At 65.2% G+C, this 22,858-nt stretch carries 19 protein-coding genes; 10 read left to right on the top strand and 9 right to left on the bottom strand.

The window, feature by feature from the left end; translation table 11 throughout:
- Positions 1–44 precede the first annotated feature (44 nt).
- Positions 45–1,700: an electron transfer flavoprotein-ubiquinone oxidoreductase gene (locus tag RHOSA_RS0109250; RefSeq protein WP_027288445.1), complete on the bottom strand. Its 1,656-nt coding sequence runs from the start codon at positions 1,698–1,700 to the stop codon at positions 45–47.
- A gap of 434 nt (positions 1,701–2,134) precedes the next feature.
- Here RHOSA_RS0109250 and RHOSA_RS21565 point away from each other — a divergent pair, with 434 nt between their 5' ends.
- Complete coding sequence (locus tag RHOSA_RS21565) at positions 2,135–3,781, top strand: trimethylamine methyltransferase family protein (RefSeq protein ID WP_051431991.1); 1,647 nt, start codon at positions 2,135–2,137, stop codon at positions 3,779–3,781.
- Positions 3,782–3,843: 62 nt separating this feature from the next.
- Here RHOSA_RS21565 and RHOSA_RS0109240 read toward each other — a convergent pair whose 3' ends face one another.
- The gene (locus RHOSA_RS0109240; protein WP_027288444.1) at positions 3,844–5,517 is read right to left on the bottom strand and encodes a thiamine pyrophosphate-binding protein; all 1,674 of its coding nucleotides are present in this window, start codon (positions 5,515–5,517) and stop codon (positions 3,844–3,846) included.
- 167 nt (positions 5,518–5,684) lie between these two features.
- Between RHOSA_RS0109240 and RHOSA_RS0109235 the strand changes: the two genes are divergently transcribed.
- On the top strand, positions 5,685–6,695 hold the full coding sequence (locus RHOSA_RS0109235) for a ChaN family lipoprotein (protein WP_027288443.1): 1,011 nt from the start codon (positions 5,685–5,687) through the stop codon (positions 6,693–6,695).
- A gap of 64 nt (positions 6,696–6,759) precedes the next feature.
- Here RHOSA_RS0109235 and ccmI read toward each other — a convergent pair whose 3' ends face one another.
- The 4 genes from ccmI to RHOSA_RS0109215 all read right to left on the bottom strand — a co-directional run bounded on the left by ccmI (position 6,760) and on the right by RHOSA_RS0109215 (position 11,879).
- Positions 6,760–8,649 (bottom strand): c-type cytochrome biogenesis protein CcmI, encoded by a 1,890-nt coding sequence (gene ccmI / locus RHOSA_RS0109230; protein WP_027288442.1) that lies wholly within the window; start codon positions 8,647–8,649, stop codon positions 6,760–6,762.
- Positions 8,646–9,152 carry a cytochrome c-type biogenesis protein gene (locus RHOSA_RS0109225; protein ID WP_242468840.1) on the bottom strand — a complete coding sequence of 169 codons (507 nt, stop codon included), beginning with the start codon at positions 9,150–9,152 and terminating at the stop codon, positions 8,646–8,648. Before RHOSA_RS0109225 ends, ccmI begins: the two co-directional genes overlap by 4 nt.
- An 18-nt stretch (positions 9,153–9,170) precedes the next feature.
- A complete protein-coding gene (locus RHOSA_RS0109220) occupies positions 9,171–11,183 on the bottom strand; it encodes a heme lyase CcmF/NrfE family subunit (protein WP_027288440.1) in 2,013 nt (670 codons plus the stop codon).
- A 264-nt stretch (positions 11,184–11,447) separates the two neighbouring features.
- On the bottom strand, positions 11,448–11,879 hold the full coding sequence (locus RHOSA_RS0109215) for a CBS domain-containing protein (RefSeq protein WP_027288439.1): 432 nt from the start codon (positions 11,877–11,879) through the stop codon (positions 11,448–11,450).
- 767 nt (positions 11,880–12,646) lie between these two features.
- Here RHOSA_RS0109215 and RHOSA_RS0109210 point away from each other — a divergent pair.
- Positions 12,647–13,024, top strand: a complete 378-nt coding sequence (locus RHOSA_RS0109210) for a hypothetical protein (RefSeq protein WP_027288438.1) — start codon at positions 12,647–12,649, stop codon at positions 13,022–13,024.
- Between the two features lie 436 nt (positions 13,025–13,460).
- Positions 13,461–13,895, top strand: a complete 435-nt coding sequence (locus tag RHOSA_RS24180) for a response regulator (RefSeq protein WP_027288437.1) — start codon at positions 13,461–13,463, stop codon at positions 13,893–13,895.
- 220 nt (positions 13,896–14,115) lie between these two features.
- On the opposite strand, the gene RHOSA_RS0109200 is transcribed toward RHOSA_RS24180, so the two are convergent.
- A complete protein-coding gene (locus tag RHOSA_RS0109200) occupies positions 14,116–14,352 on the bottom strand; it encodes an HP1242/YdcH family protein (RefSeq protein WP_027288436.1) in 237 nt (78 codons plus the stop codon).
- A 223-nt stretch (positions 14,353–14,575) separates the two neighbouring features.
- On the opposite strand from RHOSA_RS0109200, the gene RHOSA_RS0109195 reads away from it, so the two are divergent.
- Complete coding sequence (locus tag RHOSA_RS0109195; protein WP_037255990.1) at positions 14,576–15,097, top strand: CIA30 family protein; 522 nt, start codon at positions 14,576–14,578, stop codon at positions 15,095–15,097.
- 11 nt (positions 15,098–15,108) lie between these two features.
- On the opposite strand, the gene RHOSA_RS24175 is transcribed toward RHOSA_RS0109195, so the two are convergent.
- Complete coding sequence (locus RHOSA_RS24175; protein WP_051431989.1) at positions 15,109–15,837, bottom strand: EthD domain-containing protein; 729 nt, start codon at positions 15,835–15,837, stop codon at positions 15,109–15,111.
- 245 nt (positions 15,838–16,082) lie between these two features.
- Between RHOSA_RS24175 and RHOSA_RS0109180 the strand changes: the two genes are divergently transcribed.
- Both RHOSA_RS0109180 and RHOSA_RS0109175 read left to right on the top strand, forming a co-directional pair.
- The gene (locus tag RHOSA_RS0109180) at positions 16,083–16,616 is read left to right on the top strand and encodes a glycine cleavage system transcriptional repressor (protein WP_027288434.1); all 534 of its coding nucleotides are present in this window, start codon (positions 16,083–16,085) and stop codon (positions 16,614–16,616) included.
- 108 nt (positions 16,617–16,724) lie between these two features.
- Entirely contained in the window at positions 16,725–17,468 is a 744-nt protein-coding gene (locus tag RHOSA_RS0109175) for a CDP-alcohol phosphatidyltransferase family protein (protein WP_037255987.1), read from the top strand.
- A 13-nt stretch (positions 17,469–17,481) separates the two neighbouring features.
- Here the strand turns inward: RHOSA_RS0109175 and RHOSA_RS0109170 are convergent, their stop codons facing one another.
- Positions 17,482–18,183, bottom strand: a complete 702-nt coding sequence (locus RHOSA_RS0109170; protein WP_081728608.1) for a Crp/Fnr family transcriptional regulator — start codon at positions 18,181–18,183, stop codon at positions 17,482–17,484.
- A gap of 132 nt (positions 18,184–18,315) precedes the next feature.
- Between RHOSA_RS0109170 and RHOSA_RS21545 the strand changes: the two genes are divergently transcribed.
- Genes RHOSA_RS21545 through RHOSA_RS0109155 form a run of 3 tightly spaced genes read left to right on the top strand, consistent with a single transcriptional unit; the run spans position 18,316 to position 22,804 of the window.
- The gene (locus RHOSA_RS21545; RefSeq protein ID WP_081728607.1) at positions 18,316–21,957 is read left to right on the top strand and encodes a CheR family methyltransferase; all 3,642 of its coding nucleotides are present in this window, start codon (positions 18,316–18,318) and stop codon (positions 21,955–21,957) included.
- Positions 21,954–22,346 (top strand): response regulator, encoded by a 393-nt coding sequence (locus tag RHOSA_RS0109160; protein ID WP_027288431.1) that lies wholly within the window; start codon positions 21,954–21,956, stop codon positions 22,344–22,346. The genes RHOSA_RS21545 and RHOSA_RS0109160 overlap by 4 nt, the downstream gene beginning before the upstream one ends.
- Before the next feature lie 5 nt (positions 22,347–22,351).
- Complete coding sequence (locus RHOSA_RS0109155; protein ID WP_027288430.1) at positions 22,352–22,804, top strand: YaiI/YqxD family protein; 453 nt, start codon at positions 22,352–22,354, stop codon at positions 22,802–22,804.
- Positions 22,805–22,858: the final 54 nt, after the last annotated feature.

Raw genomic sequence — 22,858 nt, 5'->3', positions numbered from 1 at the left:
CAGGACGGGCCGGTACGCCTACCGACCGGCCCGTCCGCTGCCCATCACATATTCGGGTAGTTCGGCCCGCCGCCGCCTTCCGGCGTGGTCCAGACGATGTTCTGGGTCGGATCCTTGATATCGCAGGTCTTGCAGTGAACGCAGTTGGTGAAGTTGATCTGCAGACGCGGGTTGGAGCCGTCGCTGTCGGTGACGATCTCGTAAACGCTGGCCGGGCAGTAGCGCTGCTCGGGGGCGTCGTACCACTCCAGGTTATGCTCCACCGGCATCCGGCTGTCCTTCAGCTGCAGATGGCACGGCTGGTCCTCGTCATGCCAGACGTTCGCCAGATAGACGCTGGACAGCTTGTCGAACGAAACCACCCCATCCGGCTTGGGATACTCGATCTGGGGCATTTGCTCCTTGGGCTTCAGCGATTCGTGGTCGCCGTGCTTGTGATGGAAGGTCCAGGGAGCCTTGCCGCCAAACAGCTTGAGGTCGATCCCGGCATAGAGCGTGCCGAGCTTCATGCCGAGCTTGGAAACCGCCGGACGGACGTTGCGCGCGGCGTACAGCTCTTCCTTCACCCAGCTGGCGTCGAATTTCTCCTGATAGCTGTCGAGCGTAGACTGCCCCTCGTCCCCCGCCTGCAACGCCTCGGCGATGCTTTCGGCGGCCAGCATGCCGGTCTTCATCGCGTTGTGGGTGCCCTTGATCTTGGGCACGTTGAGCGTGCCGGCAGCGCAGCCGGTAATGATTCCCCCCGGTAGCTGCATCTTGGGCAGCGCCTGCAGCCCGCCCTCGTTGAGTGCGCGGGCGCCGTAGCAGACCCGCTTGCCGCCCTCCAGGTAGGGGCGGACCTTGGGATGCGTCTTGAACCGCTGGAACTCGTCGAACGGCGAGAGGTAGGGGTTCTTGTAGTCCAGGCCGATCACGTAGCCGACATACACCTGGTTGTTCTCCAGGTGGTACATGAACGAGCCGCCCCAGGTGGCATCGTCCATCGGCCAGCCGGAGGAGTGCATGACCAGCCCCTCGTCGTGCTGCTCAGCTGGAACCTCCCACAGCTCCTTGATGCCGATGCCGTAGGTCATCGGATCGGCGGCGTCGCGCAGGCCGTATTTCTTGACCAATTGTTCCGAGAGCGAGCCGCGGCAGCCCTCGGAGAAAATGGTGTACTTGGCACGCAGTTCAATCGAGGGCGTGTAGCTGTCCTTGTGGCTGCCGTCGGCGGCGACGCCCAGCTCGTTGGTCGCCACGCCGACCACCCGGTCCTGCGCGTCGAACAGCACCTCGGCCGCGGCAAAGCCAGGGTAAATCTCGACCCCCATGGCCTCCGCCTGCTCGCCCAGCCAACGGGTGACGGTGCCAAGCGAGACGATGTAATTGCCGTGGTTCTGCATCTGCGCGGGCAACAGGCCAACCGGCACGCTGAAGCCGCCCCGCTCGGTCAGGTACAGGAACTTCTCGTTCTTGACCGGCGTGTTGAGCGGCGCGCCCTTGTCCTGCCAGTCGGGGATCAGCTCATCCAGCGCCCGGCTTTCGATCACCGCGCCGGAGAGGATGTGCGCGCCCACTTCCGAGCCCTTCTCCAGGACGCAGACGCTGATCTCCTGACCCGTCTCCTCGGCCAGCTGACGCAGCCGGATCGCCGCGGACAGGCCGGATGGGCCCGCGCCGACGATCACCACGTCGTACTCCATCGCCTCACGTTCGCTCATCAAGCATATCCTTCGTCTTGGTCCCGGCGGATCGCACGCGTCGGCGTCGCGTGGCCTTAGGGACGGTCTCCGCAACCGGCCCACGCGCAGGGCTGTCTTCGAAGCCCCTGCCCGCGACAGTTAACCGGTCGCCCGCCTGCCCGTCCAGCGAGCCGGACGCTGCGGGATCGCAAACCGGCCAGCCCCCCGAAAAGCGACACCCAGCAAGTGTGGGACCGACACGGTGTAGCACAGCGGACAGAAGCATAGAGCCGTTACGCGACGTAGAGCCCCTGCGGCCCCGCGCCGCGCCGCAATTCAGCCGTTCCCCGTCGCGGAAACGACAGCCCCGCTAGGGACCCACTCCGAATAATCCAGGCTAAGACGCGGCGCGCGAACGCCGCCCGAGTCCGCGATCCATAACACCACGCGCCCGGGCTTTGGGGACGAGAGTCATGACCAACACTGCCGAAACCGCCGAGACGCCCGCCGGACACGACGCATCCGCCGAAACGGCCAGCGACACCGCCGACAGTACCGCCAATGCTGGCGGCCGCGGCGGCCGGCGTGGCCGTGGCGGGCGTGGCAGCGGCCGGGAAGGCCGGCGCGCCCAACGCGGCGGCGGCGGGGTGCAGCAGCTGCGCTACATCACCCGCAAGGTCGCGCCCTACGAGGTGCTGAGCGAAGAAGGCCTGGAGACGATCGAGGCCAACGCCGACACCATCCTGGAAGAGATCGGGATCGAGTTCCGCGACGACCCGGAGGCGCTGGAGATCTGGCGCCAGGCCGGTGCGGACGTCCAGGGCGAGCGGGTGCGCCTGCCGCGCGGCATGGCGCGCAAGATCATCCAGGACAACGCGCCCCGGCAGTTCACCCAGCTGGCCCGCAATCCCGAGCGGTCGGTCGAGATCGGCGGCAACAATACGGTGTTTGCCCCGGTCTATGGCCCGCCGTTCGTGCGCACGCTGGACGAAGGTCGTCGCTACGCCACGCTCGACGACTTCCAGAAGATCGTGAAGCTCGCCTACATGACGCCGTCGCTGCACCACTCCGGCGGTACGGTGTGCGAGCCGGTCGATGTGCCCGTGAACAAGCGGCACCTGGACATGCTGTACGCGCACATGCGCTACAGCGACAAGCCATTCATGGGCTCCGTCACCGCGCCCGAACGCGCCGAAGACACGGTGGAGATGGCCAAGATCCTGTTCGGCAAGGAGACGGTCGAGCAGAACGTCGTCACCATCTCGCTGATCAATGCCAACTCGCCAATGACCTTCGACGCGACCATGCTGGGCGCGCTCAAGGTCTACGCCCGCGCGGGTCAGGCCTGCATCATCACGCCGTTCATTCTGGCCGGCGCCATGGCGCCGGTGACGATCGCCGGCACGCTGGCGCAAACGCTCGCGGAATCGATGGCGGGTATGGCGTTCGCCCAGCTGGTGCGCCCCGGTGCGCCGGTGGTGTTCGGCTCGTTCGCCAGTTCGATCTCGATGCAGTCCGGCGCGCCTACCTTCGGGACGCCGGAGCCGGCGCTGGTGCTGTACGGCGCCGCCGCGCTGGCGCGCCGGCTGGGCGTGCCGTTCCGCTCCGGCGGCTCGCTGTGCGGGTCCAAGATTCCGGATGCGCAGGCGGCCTACGAAAGCGCCAACACCCTGCTGCCGACCGTGCTGGCCGGCGTGAACTTCACGCTGCATTCCGCAGGCTGGGTGGAAGGCGGACTGGCCGCGTCGTTCGAAAAGCTGGTGATGGACGCCGACCAGCTGGAGATGATGCACGCCATGACCAACGGCGTGGATCTGTCGGAAAACGGCCAGGCGATGGATGCCATCCGCGAGGTCGGCCCGGGCAGCCACTACCTCGGCGCCAGCCACACCCAGGCGAACTTCGAGACGGCCTTCTTCCGCTCCAAGATCGCGGACAACAACTCCTTCGAGCAGTGGGAGAGCGAAGGCGCGCAGGACGCCGCCCAACGCGCCAATACCCTGTGGAAGAAGCGCCTGGCGGAGTATGAGGCGCCCGCCCTCGACCCCGCGACCGACGAAGCGCTGCAGGACTACGTCGCGCGCACCAAGGCCTCGATGGCGGACTCGTTCTCGAGTTAGGCAGCTTCTCGAGTTAGGCAGCCGGGGCCGACGGTCGAAGAACGCCCTCTCGGCCCCGTTGCTCACCTTCCTGCGCGCAGTTCAGCGATCGTCTTCGCCGGGCTGATCTGTTCCAGATCGGTGCGCACCTCGATGAGAGCGGGACCGCCGGCGTTCAAGGCGCGCTCGACGGCCGGGGCGAAGCTTGCCTGGTCGCTCACCAACTCGCCATGGGCGCCATAGGCGCGGGCGAGTGCAGCGAAATCCGGATTCCGCAGATCGGTACCGGTAACGCGATGCGGATACTGCCGTTCCTGGTGCATCCGGATCGTGGCGTAGCTGCTGTTGTTCACGACGATCACCACGATGCCCGCGCCGTATTGCATCGCGGTGCCCAGTTCCTGCCCGGTCATCTGGAAACAGCCATCGCCGGCGAACGCGATCACCGGCCGGTCTGGCGCGGCGAGCTTGGCCGCCACGGCCGCCGGAACGCCGTACCCCATCGACCCGGAGGTCGGGGCCAACTGGCTGCGGTAGCTGCGGTAGCGGTAGTAGCGGTGCAGCCAGGCCGCGTAGTTGCCCGCGCCGTTGCAGATCACCGCGTCGTCCGGCAGGCGCTCGCGCAGATCGGCAATCGCCTGCGCCATGTCGACCGTCCCGGTGGAGGCCTTCGCCACGGGGGGCGCGGTCCAGTCCAGGTAGTCCTGTCGCGCGGCCTCTCGGACACCGGTGTAGGGCGGTGCGTTAAGCGGGGCGAGCGCGCGCGCCGCGGCCGCAAAGGCGCCCGTAGCCGCCTGGATCGCCAGCGCTGGCTGATAGACGCGGCCCAGTTCCTCCGCACCGGGATGGACGTGGACCAGCGTCTGCTTCGGAGTTGGCACGTCGATCAGGGCGTAGCCGCCGGTGGTCGCCTCGCCCATCCGCGCGCCGACCACCAGCAGCAGATCGGCCTCCCGCACCCGGCGGGCAAGCGCCGGATTGACGCCCAGGCCGACGTCGCCGGCGTAACAGGGGTGGCGATTGTCGAAATAATCCTGACAGCGGAACGCGCAGGCGACCGGCAGGTCGTTGGCCTGCGCGAACGCCTCGAAATCGGTCTTGGCGTCCGCGCTCCAGCCGCCCCCGCCCAGAATCGCGAGCGGCCGCTCGGCCCGGCTCAGACGGTCGCGCAGCTCCGCCATCTCCGCCGCGCCCGGCCGGCCGACGGCAGGGCGCACGGGGCCAGCGTCGGGCGTTTCGACACGTTCGCTCAGGACATCCTCCGGCAAGGCAAGCACGACCGGACCAGGGCGGCCCTGCTGGGCGGTATGAAAAGCGCGCGAGAGGTATTCCGGCAGGCGCGCGGGATCGTCGACCTGCGCGACCCATTTGGCGAGTTCGCCGTACATTCGGCGGAAATCGATCTCCTGGAACGCCTCCCGGTCGCGCATCGGCCGGCCGACCTGCCCGATCAGCAGCACCATCGGCGTGGAATCCTGGAAAGCAACGTGCACCCCGCTGGCGGCGTTGGTCGCCCCGGGCCCGCGGGTCACGAAGCAAACCCCCGGCTTGCCGGTCAGCTTGGCGTGCGCGTCCGCCATCATGGCAGCGCCGCCTTCCTGCCGGCAGACCGTGAGATCGATCTGCGGGGTGTCGTGCAACGCGTCCAGCGCCGCCAGGTAACTCTCGCCGGGTACGCAGAAGACGCGCTCGACGCCCTGAAGCGCCAGCTGATCGACCAGGACCTGCCCACCGGTCCGCGGCTCACCTTGCCCCATGTCCGCCCGACGCCTCCTCTCCACTGATAACGCTGTCGGTCTTCTCTTCCCTCAGGGAAGCGGGCCACGCTGCCGGTGCCCTATCATCGCGCTTAGCATGAGCCGACCGGGCTGCGCCAGCCGGAGGCGCGTTGCCGGCTGGCGCCGAGAAGCCCATGTTGAGCGGCATGAAACCATCGCGACTCCGGAATGTGCTCGTCGTCGCCATCCTGGCCACGGCGCCCCCCGCTCTGCTGGCGCAGGCTGCTGAACTGCCGCCCGTGCCCGAGTTCGAAACTCCCCTGCACCGCGACCATCCGCTGGTCGGACAGGTGTACGATGCGGCCGGCGAACAGCCCGTCGACCCGGCAACCGTGGCCGAAGCGACGGCCAAGGCCCGTTTCGTCATCCTGGGAGAGCGGCACGATAACCCGGACCACCACGCCCTGCAGGCGTGGCTCGTGCAGGCGATGACCGCTCAAGGCCGAACGCCCGCCCTCGCCTTCGAGATGATCGACCAAAGCCAGACCCCCGCCCTGGAGGCCTATCTGAACGATCATCCGGACGACGCCACCGGTCTGGGTCCAGCGGTGACGTGGGAAGAGCGCGGCTGGCCTGCCTGGTCGACCTACCAGCCGATCGCAGCGGCGGCGCTGCAGGCCGACCTGCCGATCCTGGCCGCCAACCCGACGCCGGAGGAGACCCGAACGGTTGGCCGGCAGGGCTTTGCTGCGCTCGATGCCGACCGGGTTGCGGCACTCGGACTCGATACCCCGCTCCCGGCGGCGCAACGCGACCGGCTGCTGACCGAACTCCGGGAAGGGCACTGCAACCTGATGCCGAAGGAGGCGATGGGTCCGATGGCCAACGTCCAGCGCCTGCGCGACGCGGTGATGGCCGATACGCTGATCGCGGGCGCCCGGGAACAGGACCGCGGTGCCGTGCTGATCGCCGGCGGCGGCCACGCTCGCGCGGACCGGGCGGTGCCCTGGTATCTGCGCCAGCGCCTAGACAACCCCGATGTGGTGGTCGTCCGCTTCCTGGAAGTCCGTCCCGAGGTCACCGATCCCGCCGCCTACCTGCCCGACCAGCCGGACGCCGCACCGCGCGCGTTCGATTACGTCTGGTTCACGCCAGCTAACGAGCGCGGCGATCCTTGCGCGGATCTGAAGAAACGGATGGAAGGACACGGCGACTAGAAAGACGGGCGCGCCAAGAGCCTCCTCCGCCTTCCCCCGACCCCGCGGTCACGCAAGAACGCGGTCAATTGTCCGCCAACATCTGGTCGGCGCGCTTGCGCAGCTCGGCGGTCTGCGGGGTATCGGGCGGGAGTTGGTCGATTGCCTTATCGAACATCGCCCGGGCCTCGTCCTTGTCGCCCTCGCGCAGTTCCGCCATCGCACCGAACCACAGCGCCTCGGGATTGTCGGGCACCTGCTCGAGGGCCCGACGGGTCAGCTGCACCGTCTGCTCGGTCTGGGTGCCGGCGTCCTGACGCAACGCACGGGCATAGGTCAGCAGCACGGCCGGATCTTCCGGCGCCCGCTGCTCCGCGTTGGCCAGCGCGTCGATCGCCTTCTCCATCTCGCCCAGTTGCAAATAGGTCTGGCCCAGACGGGTCCATCCGGAGACGTCGTCAGGATTGTTCTGCAACTGATTGGACAGGCCCTCGGCGATCTGCTCCAGCATGCGCTGACGCTGCGCCGCGCTCAACTGGCCCTGCTGACCGCCGGACGGCATCCCGGCCGCGCCGCCACTTGGCTGCCCGCCACTTTGTCCACTGCCTTCGCTGGCGGTTCGTTCCGGCGGGCTCACGCCCTCCGGCATCGCCACGCCCTGCTGCTGAGCAGCCAGCTTGAGTTGCTGGCGCACGCGCGCGTTGCCCTGGAACACCGCCAATGCGTCGGCCAGCGCCTGGGTCGCCTCCGCGTTTCTGCCCAGCACGCCATAGGAGCGGATCAGGCGCTGCCAGCCCTGGGCGTCCTGCGGGTTCTCCTCCAGACGGCTCGCCAGGCGGTCCACCATGCCCTGGATCATCTGCTGACGGTCTTCGGCGGACATGTTCTGCGCCGCCTCGACCTGCTCGCGACTGGGATTGGGGGCGTTGCCGTTTGACGCGCTCCCGGCCTGACCATCCGACGCGCCAGTCCGCGCGCTCTGGCCGCCCGCGTCCGCAGCCGGCGCCTCCGGCTTCACCTCTGCGAAGGTCGTTCCGGGTTCGATGTCCAGCTCGCGCTCGACCTGCGCCATCTGCTGGCTGAGCGCCTGCAGGTACGGGGCGCCTGGCTCGGCGTCCGCGGCCAGCTGCTTCCACATCTCCAGCGCGGCCTGCGGATTGCCTGCCTGCTTCTCCGCAAGACCCAGGTAGAAACGGCTGCGCGGATCGTCCGGCACCTGAGCACGTACCTTGCGGAAGGCATCCTGCGCCTTCGGCACGACGGTGCCCCGGTTCGCCATCACCAGCGCTTCGCCATAGTAGGCGTTGACCTCCGCCCGCTCCGGCGCGCGTTGGGCCGCCTGCTCGAACGCCTCGACGGCGGCGTCGTAACGCTGCATGGCCAAACGCGTACGGCCCAGCAGAACCCACTGGTCCACGTTGTCCGGGTTCTGCTCCAACTTCGCGGCCAGATTGTCTGCGGCCTGCGCCAGCGACTGTCCCTGACCGCTCTGACCGCCACCTTGAGCAGGACTCCCGGACTGGGCCTGCTGTCCCATGCCATTGCCGCCACGACCGGACAGACGCGTGCCCGCGTCCTCCGGCAGGTTGCGGCTGGCGAACGGCTGGCCTTCCAGGTCCGGGCGGCCCTCGCTCAGATACAGCGTAACCGCCCCCGCCGGTACCGCGACCGCGATCAGGACGGCGGCAACCCGCACAGTGGCCCGACTGGTGCTCGCTCCTTCGCTGGCGGCCTTCTGACGGCGCTGGTCGGCTTCCAGGATACGCCGGCCGATCTCAGCCTTGGCCGCCTCGGCTTCCTCGTCACCGATCAGGTTACGGGTCTTGTTGCGCTCCACCTCCTTGAGCTGGTCGCGGTAGACCTCGATGTCGTAATCCGCCGCACGCCGGGCGACGGCGCGGGAACGCAGGATGGGCAGGACGACGGCCGCCACCACGGCCAACGTCATGAGACCGGCGGCGATCCAGAAAGTCATGCCTGGTCGTCACTCTCTCCAAGGATGTCGTTCAAGCGGCGCTGTTCGTCCGCCGACAGCTTCTGCTGGGCAGCCGGGCGCCGTTGTCGGCGCCAGAAGAACACGCCGATGCCAAGCGCGCCGAGCGCCGTAACCACAGCCGGGCCGTACCACAGCACATAGGTCTCGGGCTTCATCGGGGGGCGCAGCAGCACGTAATCACCATAACGGGCCTGCAGGAAGTCCTTGATCTCGGCGTTGGACATCCCCTCCTGAATCTTCTCGCGCACCAGGATACGCAGGTCCTTGGCCAGATCGGCATTGGAATTGGCGATCGATTCGCTCTGGCAGACCAGACAGCGAATCTCCTTGCCCAGCTCCTGCGCGCGCTGCTCCAGTTTCGGGTCGTCCAGCTTTTCGTCCGGCTCCACGGCAAGCGTTGGCCCAACGCCGGCAATGGCCGTCACGGCGGCCACCACCAAGACGCCGACGCATACGCGCCAACCACGGACCATCTTGCTCATGCCTCGCATCATGTCCGTCTAGTCCTGTGCCTTGGCCGCGCCGAGGGCCGGTTGCGGGGCAGCGCCCCGCCGGCGCGCGCGGGTCGGCGCGCCCACCCGCAGGCGACGGTCGCTCAAGCTGACCAGACCGCCCAGGCCCATGATGCCGCACCCAAACCAGATCCAGGCGACCAGCGGCTTGAAGTAGAGGCGCACGGTATAGCCCGGACCGTTCTGCTGCGGATCGCCGACCACGGCGAAGATGTCGCCCAAGGGACGCGTGCGGATCGCCGCTTCGGTCGTACTGCGGCCGGAGACGACGTACTGGCGTTTCTGGGGGGTCAGCTTGGCCAGCGTCTCGCCATCGACCTCGACCAGAAAGCGGCCTTCGGTCGCGCGGTAGTTCGGACCCTTCACCGGGCTGGCGCCCTGGAAGGTGAAGTCGTAGCCGGCGACCGTACGGGTTTCGCCCGGCTGCATCGTGGTGATCACTTCGCTTTGCCACAGGGTCGAGGCGGTCATGCCGGTCATGGCAACGGCCACCCCCAGGTGTGCGAGCATCATCCCGAAAGACGCCCGGGGCATGGTGCGTGCGCGGCGCCAGACGCCGTTCCAGCCGATGCCCTTGCCGATCCCGATGCGCTCGGCGAACTCGATCAGCACCGCGGTGGCGAGCCAGGCGGCCAGGGCCAGGCCTAGCATGCCGAACACGCTGCGCCCCCAAAGCACGTAGGCGCAGACCACGAACACCACGCCGGTGATCACAAATGCGACCTTCAGGCGCTGCAGCGCGCCCTTCAGGTCCGCGCGCTTCCAGGCCAGCAGCGGACCGATACCGAGTGCGGCCACCAGCGGCAGCATCAGCGGGATGAAGGTGGCATTGAAGTACGGCGGCCCGACGGAGACCTTGCCGCCGCCCAGCGCCTCCAGGAACAGCGGGTAGAGCGTGCCCAGGAAAACGGTCGCGGAGGCCGCGGTCAGCAGCAGATTGTTCAGAACCAGCGCACCTTCGCGGCTGATCGGCGCGAACAGGCCCCCGCCCTTCAGCTGCGGGGCGCGATAGGCGTAGAGCGCCAGCCCGCCCCCGATCGCAATCACCAGGAGCAGCAGAATGAACATGCCGCGGTCCGGGTCGGTCGCGAAGGCGTGCACGCTGGTCAGCACGCCCGACCGCACCAGGAACGTGCCGATCAGCGACAGCCCGAAGGTCAGGATCGCCAGCAGGATCGTCCAGGTCTTCAGCGCGTCGCGCTTTTCCACGACGATCGCGCTGTGCAGCAGCGCCGTGCCCAGCAGCCAGGGCATGAAGCTGGCGTTCTCGACCGGGTCCCAATACCACCAGCCGCCCCAGCCGAGCTCGTAGTACGCCCACCAGGAGCCGAGCGCGATCCCGAAGGTCAGGAACACCCAGGCGAGCAGCGTCCACGGCCGGACCCAGCGCGCCCAGGCCGCATCCACGCGCCCCTCGATCAACGCCGCAATGGCGAACGAGAAGACAATCGAGAAACCGACATAGCCGACGTAGAGCATCGGCGGATGGAACGCGAGGCCGGGGTCCTGCAGCAGCGGGTTCAGGTCCTGCCCGTTCACCGGGGCCGGCGTAATGCGCGTGAAGGGGTTGGACGTCAGCGCCATGAACAGGATGAAGCCGACCGCAATCATCGCCTGAACGGAGAGGGTGCGCGCCTTCAGCCCCGGCGGCAGGTTACGGCCAAACAGCGCCACGATCGCGCCGAACAGCGCCAGGATGAGCACCCAAAGCAGCAGCGAGCCCTCGTGGTTCCCCCACACGCCAGAGATCTTGTAGAGCATCGGCTTCAGCGTGTGCGAATTCTGCGCCACGTTCAGGACGCTGAAATCGCTGACCACGTAGGCATGCATCAACGCCCCGAAGGACACCAGAATCAAGCCAAGCTGGACCAGCGCCGCCGGCGTCGCGATCGCCATAAAGCCGGGGATATTCCGCTGTGCCCCCCACATGGGAAGCACAGACTGAACGAGCGCGGTACAGAGGGCCAGGATCAGGGCGAAATGGCCGAGTTCGACGATCATGGGGGCTTCGCCTATTCGTGTTCCACTGGCTGGCTGCCGCGATACGCGCACGGGTAAACCATGCGCACGGACCGCTTTCGGCCGGCGCCGTGCGAAGCGGGAAGCCGCCGTGGGTCAGCCTGCGTCAACGCACCTAGACAGGTAACCGTCCACACGACGCCAGGCAAGCCATCGCGGCGACTGGTCGCCCCGGTTTGCACATCAATCCCGTGCCTATCGCCGCCGGGTCCGACAGCATGGATACTGCCACCAGGCGATGCGGACTCAACCGGAGGAGATGTAATCGCGCAGCGCCTCGCGCTCATGCTCCAGTTCTTGAATCCGGGCTTTTACTGCGTCGCCGATCGAGATCAGGCCGACCAGCTGGCCCTTGTCCATCACCGGCACGTGCCGGAACCGACCGTCGGTCATCTTGACCGTAACGTCCGTGACTTCGTCGTCCGGCCGGCAGGTCGTCACGGTATGGGTCATAAGGTCGCGGACATGGCTGCGCGTCAGGTCCATGCCGTGCTCCGCCATCGCAGAGACGACATCGCGCTCGGACAGGATGCCAATCAAACTGCCGGCGTCATCAACGACGACCAGCGACCCGATTCGACGCCGGCCCAGTTCGCCGACCGCCTCTTCGATGGTCCGCTCCGGGGTGATTGTGGCCAGCTCGCCACCCTTGCTTTCCAGGATCTGGCGTACCTTCATGCTACCTCCTCCCTCGATCGCCAGGCCGACTTTCCGGGGCTTCCGGCCCAGCGGCATCTCGTTGCGCGGCGCACCGGCCGCGGTCCCCCGTGCAGACCACTGTAACGTCCCAGGGCCGGGGTCGGGCAGAGTCAAAAGTGGCATTCGACACGCCAACCGCTTTGGCCTGTGGAATGCCTGCAAGGGTGCACGCGCGATACGCGCAAGAACGGAAAAATTTTCTCGCAATCTATAACATATGGCAACGCAAGCTCGGGCGATCTGCAGTACGATCAGATCGTCCCCAATCCGTTGGCCCGACCGGCGGATGCCTTCCTCGCCAGTCCCCGCTGTTGAGCAGATACTGCGGGGACTTTTTTTTAGAGTACGCCGCGTGCGTTCCGGCAAACCTGGCAGGCAAACTTGATGAGGGCCTCGGACCGCGGGACACGAGACATAATGCCTCGCTTTCTGAAATCGTTTTGCGTGCCGACCACCTTCAGGCAGAGTTTTGGGCCGTGCGGGTCATGGCGAAAAACTCTGGCCCTACCAACTGGTCTATTGCATAGTCCAGTTTGGGCGACATAGCCCAGCCTGGACGACCGGCGACAATCCGGCATCCCGATCCGCCTCACCCGCTTCAACGGCAACGGTCGGGACAAAACAGACCGGAGTGCACCACCAGGACCCAACATGGGTCACATGGGAGGCTGGAAATGAGCACAACGTCGCTGTTACCGGGACTCCGCCGCGCCAATCCCATCCCACGATATGCTGCGGCCGACCGTTTGCTCGCCGAAGACACGTCGCACGGCCATCCGGCATCTGAATGGCAGTACGACCCGGTCGACTACAGCGGTACCAGCGAGGCGGACGATCATGTGTCGGATACGCTGACGGCAAGCTCATCGCCCAGTTACGAACGCGGCGGCTATGACGGTTCGGCGAGCACTTGGCGCACCGACACGGATTTGGCTGGCCTGGCAGAAGCACGCAGAAACGCAGAAACACCGGCAACACGCGCAGCAAAACTGCGCCTACTGCAGGCACTCGGCGTTATGCGCAAGGTCTGCGAACACGCGATGCGTCAGCGCATGCATACCGAAATGACCGATCTGGCCGCGCAAATCCGTCGCCTGCACGAGCATGACGCGCCGCCACGCTGACAATACCAGCGGCCATACCCTTCAGACGAAGGCCGCGTTTGCAAGTCGCATCGTTATGCTCCTGTCCATTTCGCGAACGTGACTGGTTCCCGCACTTAATCGGGTCACGAGCATGACCGGGCCTGCCCGCCAAGCGGGGCCGCCAGCGCCCCACCTGTCGGAACGTATTGGGCCAAAACGGATTGGTACTGCATCAGGCATGCCTTGAGCGCGGTCGACAGCCCGTCCCCGACCTGACTCCGCATCGTTTTAAGCATTAAACGCCTAAACGAACATTTGCCGCGAAATTTACGCTCGCTGGAGCGCACACCCCACGAGGGTCGCAACAGGGCCGTAGCACAACTGTGACAAAACCTTGGTCGCGGTTTATAGGTCTTAAAAGAAGACCAGCTTCCAGTAGTACCCGAGGAACAATTACACCCTGTGGTAGGCACAATTGACCGTAACAATTGCCGTGATCGATGACGATGTTGGTATACGGCGCCAACTTAGAGCGCTGCTAGAGCAGGACGGCTTCGAGGTCGTTGAGTACGACCCCGACCGCCGTGGGCTCAAGGCGATTCACCTGGACTTTGTCGACGTTTTGGTGACCGACATTGTCATGCCGGACTGCGACGGTTTCGAACTGCTCCGCGAGATCCGCAACGCGCGGAATCTTGACCTGCCAGTGGTTGCCTACTCCAAAGAGATTCCGATGTACGCCACGATCGCGGAAAAGCTCGGTGCCGACGCGGTCGTCAGCCTCAATGGCCCCGGCAAGCTGCAAGCCGTGGCGGGGACCACCCGTCAAATCGCACGCTCAATATACCGGAACGGCTCTCTATCCGCCGAGCTCTCGTCAGGACAGAAGCCCCGCCCACGCACCGAGTGAGCGTATCCTCAGAACAGCCGTCGGGTACGACGACGTGGCAGTTGCCTCAGGAAGCGATCACGGGCGCAACAATGGGAACCTTGCCACCGTGCGAATGCAGCCAAGCACGGCGTCTTTTGTTCCAGCGACAAGCCAGTTTGCCAAAGCACCACCACGCCCCGAGACGCTCGGCGACATGAGCGTCTCGGGATGCATGGCGGACAGCGCTGTGTCCGTGTACTCAGCGCAAATAGCTGGCGATCTCGTCCTTCAACTGTAGACGCCGCTTGCGCAATTCGTGCTCGGTCAGATCCGCGACCGGCTCAACCTCGGTTTCCATCCTGTGAATGTCGCGGTTGACCTGGTGATACGCCTCGGCAAGCTCGGCGAAGTGCTCGTCGCTTTCCTTGAGCGCGTGAATCTTGTCCTTGTGATCCGGGAACTCCTCGGACAATTCGTGCGGCGTATGCTGGCTCATCTCCTCATCGTCTCCCATGTGCGTCTTGTCGAGATGGGTCGCGGCGAACGAACACGTCGGCAGCGCTGCCGCCAGACGGCCTGTGCCACGACCGGATGTAATCGAAAGCGGCGGAAAAATCAGCACATCGGCGCAGCGGCCGTCGAGCCTCCCCCTCGCAGGGCTGCGCTGGCTCCGTTAGCGTTTGCCGCCCTCCCACCTCCAACACGTAGAGGCCAAGGCAATGCCCCAAGCCCCGGAGCTGATCGACGACGCGGCTGCCGCCGACCTGACCGCCGCGCCCGGCACCAAGTGGCGGCTGGTCACCGACCGGGTGATGGGTGGGGTCTCCCAAGCGCAGGTCCGCCGCGCGACCGTCGACGGCCGCCAAGCCGTGCATCTGACCGGCGAGGTCAGTCTGGAAAACAACGGCGGCTTCGCCCAGACCACGCTCGACCTGCGTCCGGACGGCGGGCCGGTCGACGCCAGTGGCTGGCGCGGCGTCCAGCTCACCGTGAGCGGCAACGGCGAAAGCTACAACCTGCACCTGCGCACCAGCGACGTACAGCGGCCCTGGCAATCCTACCGTCAAAGCTTCGAGGTTGCGCGCGCGTGGCAGACGGTGCGTCTGCCCTTCGCGAATTTCCAGGCCCACCGGATCGACACACCGCTTGACCATACGCGGATCAGGCGTATCGGCCTGGTCGCGATCGGCAGAGCGTTTCACGCCGATCTCGCGGTGGCCGACCTGCGTTTCTATAGCTGAACACCCTGCCCTTACGTGTGCACGCACGATGGCACCGGAATAACCGTCTCCTCCCGTGTCGGAAAGAACACGGTGCGCGACATGTCGGCGTTCTCCGCCCCGTCAGTGAACACCTCCGAGCGATACGCCGGGTCGTCCAGGAACGCCTGCATCGCGGCCAAATCCGGGAAATAAAGTTCGGAGGTCGCATCGACCGCCGGCTCGCCCTGCGCGTAGGCACCGTCGGCGGTAAAGCACTGGATATAGCCGGTTAGGTACCGTTGGCTGGTCGCATGATCGCGCACCAGCGGTGCATGACGTGTGCGCATGTGGTCCCGCCAGGCCGCAAGCGTCATGTCAGGACGGCGCTTGACGCCGATCATCAGCTTCACGCCCTGCGCGTCCGCAGGCTCCGGGCCGCACACGATCTCCGGGCCGCTGGTCGGGATGAAGGCACAACGGCTCAGATCGGCGAAGTTGGACTCGTCCGGCTGGATCTTGGCCAGGTATTCCGCATCGCCGAAGAAGGCATCCGCGTCGCTTTGGCTGTCGAAGTACAGCTCCGCGGTGCCATCGTAGGCAGGCAACTGCGCGCCTTCGTAGGCCTCCAGTACGGTCATCCCCTGTACGTAACCACGCATCGTCCGGCCGGTCACCGCCATACCGCGAACGAGCGGCCCGTGACTCTGGCGCCAGTAGTCCTGAAAGGCTTGCGGCGACAGGTCGTCGCGACGGGTGACGAAGACGATCAGCTTGATCATGGGGCAGGCCCTCTCGTGCCGTTGCTTTGGGGCCGCACGCCGAGGCGGGCCCGTGTCTCGCCCGGCCAATAGCAGATTTTTCTTGAAGCGCAACGCAATGTCCGCCTGCGTCATCGCGTCCCACGCATACGCGTTCAGGCATTTGCATCGCCGCCCCGACCGCCGCACGATGAGCGCAATTCGGCGGGTGCGCGATGTCGCACCCGTTCAGGCAAACGCGGAACACCGTTTGGGGAAGAACCGAGATGCATACGCGCTACGTGATCGCGCTGGTCGGCGACGACCGCCCGGGCTTGGTGGAGAAGCTGTCCAGCGTGGTCGCCGAGCATGGCGGCAGCTGGAGCGAAAGCCGGATGTCTGTGCTGGCCGGACAATTCGCCGGTGTCGCGCTCGTGCGCGTCGATCCCAACCAGGCGGCGGCGCTGGAACGCGATCTCAAGGAGCTGGCGGGCGACCGGCTGCAACTCTCCCTGCGCCGCGCCGATTCGACGCCACGGGAAGTCCGCCCGCACCATGCCGTCTGCCTGGAGCTGACCGGTCACGACCGCCCCGGCCTGGTGCATGAAATCACCCGGGTGCTGCGCGATCGGGACGTCAACATCGACGATCTGGTGACCGAACGGATGAGCGGGGCGATGTCCGGCGGCGCGCTGTTCCGCGCCGTGGCGGAGCTTCAGGTCCCGAACGACCTGCCGCTGGAGCAGTTGCGCGAGGATATCGAAGCGCTGGCCAATGAACTGATGGTCGACATTCACGTGCGCGAACTGGTCGACGAGTAGCGCACGCCTCGTCAACGCCATGCGCGGCTCAGGTGCAAAAAAAGCATCGCGAACGGGTGATATCTGCTGTGTCCCCGGGCGTTGCAAGTCGATAGACTGCCGCGCAATATGACAAACAGATTGCACTCCCACAGTCCGGCCGCGCAGCTACGCGCCTGGGCGATCCACCTGTTTACCGCATTGGGCGCCGTCACCGGCCTGATCTCCCTGATCGCCGTGGCTGACGGCCGCCCGGCGGCCGCCCTGGTCTGGCTGGGCATCGGCATGGTGATCGACGGGCTGGACGGTCCCCTGGCCCGTCGCTACGCGATCCGGGAGGTGCTGCCGCGCGTCGACGGCGCCATCCTGGATCACATCATCGACTACATGACCTATGCGGTCATCCCGGCGATGTTCATCTATACCTTCGGCTTCCTGCCGGATGGATTGAACCTGTTGGGCGCCGCAGTGGTGATGGTCACCGCGCAGTACTGCTTCGCGAACCGGGACGCCAAGACGTCGGATAATTTCTTTGCCGGTTTTCCGGCGGCCTGGAACATGATCGCGCTGTGTTTCTACCTGCTCGATCTACCCGAGTGGTTCGCACTTGCCATCGTGGTGCTGTGCGCGGTGCTGACGTTCATCCCGATCACCTTCATCCATCCTTTCCGGGTGAAGGCGCTGCGCCCGCTCACCCTGGCCATAACCGGCGCGTGGTCGGCCGTCACACTGGCCGCGGTACTGCTGCAGACGCCCAACGGCGGTCTTCAGACCAACCACCCGATCCTCTTCTGGGCATTCATCCTTCTGTCGGCCTATTTCCTGGTGATCAGCGGCGTGCGCACCGCCCGGGGACACCTGTCCAGCGGCTGAGGACCGCCGCCGTTCAGCCCACGGCGAGCCGGCGCAGGGCGCGCGCATCGAGGATTTCGACATCGCTCGCACGCTTGTGCAGGATTCCATCCTCGGCGAGCCGGCGTAGCGATCGGTTGACGTGCACCACGCTGAGCCCCAGCAGGTCGCCCATCACCTGCTGGGATACCGGGCAAGCGAACACCCCGCGTCCGGTCGGCGCGCCTTTTTCCAGGCGTTCGTATAGCCGCAACAAGAACGCCGCGACGCGTTCGTAGGCGGTATGCCGTGCTAGGCTGCCCATCTGGTCAATCAAATCCGCTTGCTGTGCGGCGAGCAGACGGCTCAGCCCCCGGGCCATGTCGTCCGAGGTGTCCTGACGTTTGCGCAACACGGCGCCATCGAGCCGTGCCGCCGTGACCTGGGTCAGCGTACTGACCCGGGGCGCGTTGTGGCGGCTGCAAGCTGCTGCGACGCCAATGATTTCGCCGGGCGGATGTACATCGACCACATGCCGGCGCCCATCCGGGAAGTCGTAGTACGAATATCCCCATCCTTCCGCAATGAGAAAAACAGGGTTTTGTGCCCCACCATCGGGCAGAATATTGCGTGTGCTAACATCGAAAAGCGGACCGACCAACTCGGCAATCTGTTCAAGCGCCGTATCGGAGAAATGCGCCGTCCAACTACCTTGACCCGCGATCCAACCAAGACTTGGTCTATCGGCGGTATACATTATAGATTCTCTCGCCACGAGGTTGCTTACAACTTTCTAGGTTGACCTGGTATCCGAGCGGGAAAGACACCCCACCCGACACCACTCAATCACGCGACCACCCGCCAGGCTATACCGCAAAAAGTTAGTAGTATGCCGTCTAGCGCTACCGCCAAGCCACAGCCGGACACCCCGCGCGCAATCGTTGGAATCGGCGCTTCGGCGGGCGGAATCGACGACATGAAGCGCTTTCTGGCAGCACTCCCGTCAGATAGCGGCCTGGGGATCGTGCTGGTCATGCATTTGCGTCCCGACCATCCGAGCCAGCTCGCCCAGGTGTTGCAAACGGCCACCCAAATCTCGGTGGTCGAGGCGGAGGATGGCCAGCGTGTCGCCCCAGATACGCTCTACGTGATCCCGCCCAACCGTGCGCTCACCATCGCGCAGGGGCAACTCCGGCTGACACCGGTCCAGACATCTCGAAGCTACGGCCTGATCGACCAGTTCTTCCAATCGCTCGCCGCCGATCAGGCCGACCAAGCGATCTGTGTCGTGTTGTCGGGGGCCGGCAGCGATGGCGCCATCGGGCTCCGCGCGATCAAGGAGCATGGGGGGCTGGCCCTCGCAGCCGCGACGGATGTGGCGGGCAGTGGGCAGCCAGCCTACGACAGCATGCCGCGCATTGCCGCCGAAACGGGCATCGTCGACCATGTGGTCGGGGTGGCTGCCATGCCGGATTTGATCCTCGACTATGTCCGGCACATCGAACAGCAAGAAAAATCCTCGGCATCGGAAGATCCCGTCGCGGCGATCAAAGCCCAGTTACCCGAGATCAGTCGGCGTATCCTGCATCGCACCGATCACGATCTGAGCCAATACAAGTCCGCCACTCTCATCCGTCGCATCCAAAGGCGGATGCAGGCGCTGCGCATCGCCGATCCCGTCGCCTACCTAGCCCGGCTCGATGAAGAGCCGCGGGAGATCGAGATGCTACACAACGACATCTTGATCGGCGTGACCAGCTTCTTCCGCGATCCAGACGCATTCCAGGTATTGGAGCGGCAGGTTTTTCCGGAATTGGTGCGCCGGCCGCATGGGCCCGAGGAAGCCGTGCGAATCTGGGTGCCTGGATGCGGCACCGGTGAGGAAGCCTATTCGCTCGCCATCCTGCTGCGCGAGGCGATGGACCGTCAGGCAACGCAAACCACCGCTCAGGTATTCGGCACCGACGTGGACGCCAATGCGATCCGCCACGCCCGGCTGGCCATCTATCCAAGCACGATCACCGAACAGATCGAGCCGGACCGGCTGGCACGCTTCTTCACACCCGAGGTCAACGGCTACCGCGTCGTTCGTAGCTTGCGCGATATCTGCCTGTTTTCCGAGCACGACCTGATCCGCCACCCGCCGTTCTCGCAGATGGATCTGATTTCCTGCCGCAATCTGCTGATCTACATGAACGCGGATCTGCAGGCGCAACTGCTCCCGCTGTTTCACTATGCCCTGAAACCTGGCGGATTCCTGTTTCTGGGCAGTTCGGAGTCTCTCGGCCCGCATGCGGACCTGTTCGCCGAAGTTGACAAGAAGAACCGCATTTTCCGTCGGCGCGACGACGTGCATCACCGTGTGCCGGAATTCCCGCTGACCCCGGCTGCCGCCCATCGCCAGCCGTTTACGATCCTGCCGCGCCAGCACGATGAGGACATACACCAACGTCTGACACGCAAGGCGGAACGGGCGGTCTTGGATCAGTTTGGTCCGCCCTATGTTGTGGTCTCTTCGAATTACGAGGCCATCTACTTCTCTCAAGGTGTCGGACGGTACCTGGAGCCGCCGGTAGGCCCGCCCCGCAGCAACGTTCTGGAGATGGCGCGTGAGGGGCTGCGCCCGGCACTGCGGCGCCTGCTGCGCCAGGCTGAACAAAACAGCGGCACTGTCTCCGAATCGGTCGACATTGCTGGTGGCAACCGCGATCGCCGAACGATTGAAGTCCACGCCCGCGCGATCGGCGAGCGACGCGGCAACGAACAGATGCTGGTGCTGGTTTTCCAGGACCCGGCTCCGCCTACACGCGCTACCGCCATGCCCGTGAAGAACGATCACGACACACAAGAGCTCGAGCGCGAACTCGCCGAAACCAAGAACGAATTACAGATCACCATCGAAGAACTAGAAACCTCGAACGAGGAACTGCAGTCAGCCAACGAAGAACTGCTGTCAATGAACGAGGAGCTGCAGTCCTCCAACGAGGAACTTGAGGCCTCCAAGGAAGAGGTGCAATCCGCCAACGAGGAATTGGAGACCATCAACGACGAGCTCCGTCGGAAGGTCGAGGAATTTAACCGGTCGAACGCGGACTTGCGCAACCTGATGGAAAGCACGCGGATCGCCACAATTTTCCTGGATTCCGAGCAACGCATCAAATGGTTCACGCCGGACGCCCGCCAACTGTTCAACCTGATCGACAGCGACATCGGCCGACCGTTCACGGATATCTCGGGTAAGCTCGACAGTCCGCCCGGGCGGGAACTTGCGCAAACGCTGGAAAATCACCGGCCGGTGGAACGCCAAGTTCAGCTTACCGACGGTAGCGCCGTCTTCATGATGCGCTTGCTACCCTACCATAATATCGAGGGCATGGCAGAGGGGCTGGTGCTGACCTTCATCGACGTGACCCAGTTGCGCCAGGCGACCGCCGACCTAACCTCGCTGATGGATCTGGTACCCGTGGGAATCGCCCTAACCCGCGACGAGCAGATGACCAGCGTGCAGGTGAACCGTTATGGACGCACGATCCTTGGGCTACCCGACAAGGCAAACCCGACGATCGATTGCAATTGGCTGGCCCGGGCATTTGTCACGGATCAGCCAGAGCGGGCCGAACGCCTAGACTTTCCTCTTCGCGAGGCCGCGCGAGGCGGTCGGCTCACCGAAATTGAAGCCTGGGTTCATCCAAAAGAGTCCGGCACCGCGGCTGGGCTGCGACACGATCGTCCGACTTTCCCCGAACGCGCAGTTCTGGTCTCCGCCATGCCGCTTGGTCACACAACTGAAACCGGTCGCGGAGCCATCATGGTGTTCGCCGACGTGACCGACCTCAAGGCCGCCCAGCGCCGCCACCGGCTACTCTTGAATGCCTTGCAGCACCGAGTGCGCAACATGCTGGCAAACATCCGCGCGATCACCAACGAGACGTTGCGCACCAGCCAGACACTGGACGACTTCGAAGAGCGTTTCGAGAGCCGCATGGATACACTGGCCCTGACCGAGAACATCATCTCGCGCACCGGCCGCGGCTCACTCGACCTAGACGAATTGGTGCGCGAATTGGTGGGGCGCGAGCCCGATGCCGCCACCGTCACGATCGACGGCCCGGATGTGACCTTGGAACCGAAAGCAGCACAGATCCTGGCGCTCGCGCTGAACGAACTGAAAACCAACGCGATCAAACACGGCGCGTTGATCGACGGTAGCGGCCGGGTGACCCTGCGCTGGGGTTTGATCGCCGACCAGACCGGGCAAGAGATGCTACGTCTGCGCTGGCAGGAAACCGGAGTTGGCGATCTTCCGGAACGGTCGTATGGCTTCGGCCGTGAGCTGATCGAACGCGGTGTGCCGCACGAATTGGGCGGCAAAGGTCAGATGTCGACGAGCGATGGCACGCTTACATGCTTGCTCGATATCCCGCTGACCCCCAACGTTCTCTCGATTGACTTTGGACCCACTCCACTCGACACAGCTGACGACGACTCCCCTCCTGACCGACCAACCCCGCGGCAAGGGGGGCCCGCATGAGCGCCCCTACCCCATCGCTCGCGGGGCGGCATATCTTAATCGCCGAGGACGAATATCTGATCGCCCGCGATCTGGAGTTGACGTTGATCGATGCCGGCTGTGCAAAGGTCTTTCTCGTGCCCAGCATCGCGGAATGCCAGCATATTCGCGCGCAGGAGCGACTCGACGCCTTCGTTCTGGACCTACGTCTCAGAGATGGCGATGCGAGCGACTTCGCACGAGAGGTACTCGCGGCCGGCATCCCTGTAGTGTTCATCACCGGCTACGAGGAAGCCGTAATTCCCGAAGACCTCGGCCATCTGCCATTGCTCGCCAAACCGTTCCCGCGCCTGCAACTCGTTTCCACGCTGGTCACGGCCTTGCCGCCGGCGACAGAGACACACAACTGAGCTGAATGACAGAGATTTACATCGACGCCGACGCCTGTCCGGTAAAAGAGGAAACGCTGCGGGTCGCGCGGCGGCACAAACTCAAAACCTACATCGTCTCCGACGGCGGCGTCCGCCCGGAACGCGATGTGCTGGTTGAGATGGTCTACGTCGCCAGCGGCGAGGACGCGGCGGACAACTGGATCGCGGAACACATCGACGCAGGCGACATCTGCGTCACCAACGACATCCGGCTGGCCGCGCGCTGCCTGGATGTCAACGCCAAGGCGATCAAACCGAGCGGCGAGCCGTTCACCCAGGCCGGCATCGGCATGGCGGTTGCCAACCGTAACCTGATGGCCGATTTGCGCGAAACCGGCGCGGTCACCGGCGGTCCCGCCCCGTTCAGCAAGTCCGACCGGTCACGTTTCCTGGACAAGCTGGAACAGCTGGTCCGCGCCACCCAGCGAGGCCGCTGAGGCGCAACGGCGCGCCGACCGGCTATCGGCCAGCGCGCCATTGCGTACCGGCCC

This window comes from Rhodovibrio salinarum DSM 9154 (genome assembly GCF_000515255.1).
In the GTDB taxonomy this organism is placed as follows: Bacteria; Pseudomonadota; Alphaproteobacteria; order Kiloniellales; family Rhodovibrionaceae; genus Rhodovibrio; species Rhodovibrio salinarum.
Note: the sequence above shows the minus strand (reverse complement) of the source record. Positions and strands in the feature narration are given on the sequence as shown.

Bases quoted from the DNA above. Each gene is read 5' to 3' on its own strand.
- RHOSA_RS0109250 (WP_027288445.1), bottom strand. From the start codon at position 1,700: ATGAGCGAACGTGAGGCGATGGAGTACGACGTGGTGATCGTCGGCGCG.
- RHOSA_RS21565 (WP_051431991.1), top strand. From the start codon at position 2,135: ATGACCAACACTGCCGAAACCGCCGAGACGCCCGCCGGACACGACGCA.
- RHOSA_RS0109240 (WP_027288444.1), bottom strand. From the start codon at position 5,517: ATGGGGCAAGGTGAGCCGCGGACCGGTGGGCAGGTCCTGGTCGATCAG.
- RHOSA_RS0109235 (WP_027288443.1), top strand. From the start codon at position 5,685: ATGAAACCATCGCGACTCCGGAATGTGCTCGTCGTCGCCATCCTGGCC.
- ccmI (WP_027288442.1), bottom strand. From the start codon at position 8,649: ATGACTTTCTGGATCGCCGCCGGTCTCATGACGTTGGCCGTGGTGGCG.
- RHOSA_RS0109225 (WP_242468840.1), bottom strand. From the start codon at position 9,152: ATGAGCAAGATGGTCCGTGGTTGGCGCGTATGCGTCGGCGTCTTGGTG.
- RHOSA_RS0109220 (WP_027288440.1), bottom strand. From the start codon at position 11,183: ATGATCGTCGAACTCGGCCATTTCGCCCTGATCCTGGCCCTCTGTACC.
- RHOSA_RS0109215 (WP_027288439.1), bottom strand. From the start codon at position 11,879: ATGAAGGTACGCCAGATCCTGGAAAGCAAGGGTGGCGAGCTGGCCACA.
- RHOSA_RS0109200 (WP_027288436.1), bottom strand. From the start codon at position 14,352: ATGAGCCAGCATACGCCGCACGAATTGTCCGAGGAGTTCCCGGATCAC.
- RHOSA_RS0109195 (WP_037255990.1), top strand. From the start codon at position 14,576: ATGCCCCAAGCCCCGGAGCTGATCGACGACGCGGCTGCCGCCGACCTG.
- RHOSA_RS24175 (WP_051431989.1), bottom strand. From the start codon at position 15,837: ATGATCAAGCTGATCGTCTTCGTCACCCGTCGCGACGACCTGTCGCCG.
- RHOSA_RS0109180 (WP_027288434.1), top strand. From the start codon at position 16,083: ATGCATACGCGCTACGTGATCGCGCTGGTCGGCGACGACCGCCCGGGC.
- RHOSA_RS0109175 (WP_037255987.1), top strand. From the start codon at position 16,725: ATGACAAACAGATTGCACTCCCACAGTCCGGCCGCGCAGCTACGCGCC.
- RHOSA_RS0109170 (WP_081728608.1), bottom strand. From the start codon at position 18,183: ATGTATACCGCCGATAGACCAAGTCTTGGTTGGATCGCGGGTCAAGGT.
- RHOSA_RS21545 (WP_081728607.1), top strand. From the start codon at position 18,316: ATGCCGTCTAGCGCTACCGCCAAGCCACAGCCGGACACCCCGCGCGCA.
- RHOSA_RS0109160 (WP_027288431.1), top strand. From the start codon at position 21,954: ATGAGCGCCCCTACCCCATCGCTCGCGGGGCGGCATATCTTAATCGCC.
- RHOSA_RS0109155 (WP_027288430.1), top strand. From the start codon at position 22,352: ATGACAGAGATTTACATCGACGCCGACGCCTGTCCGGTAAAAGAGGAA.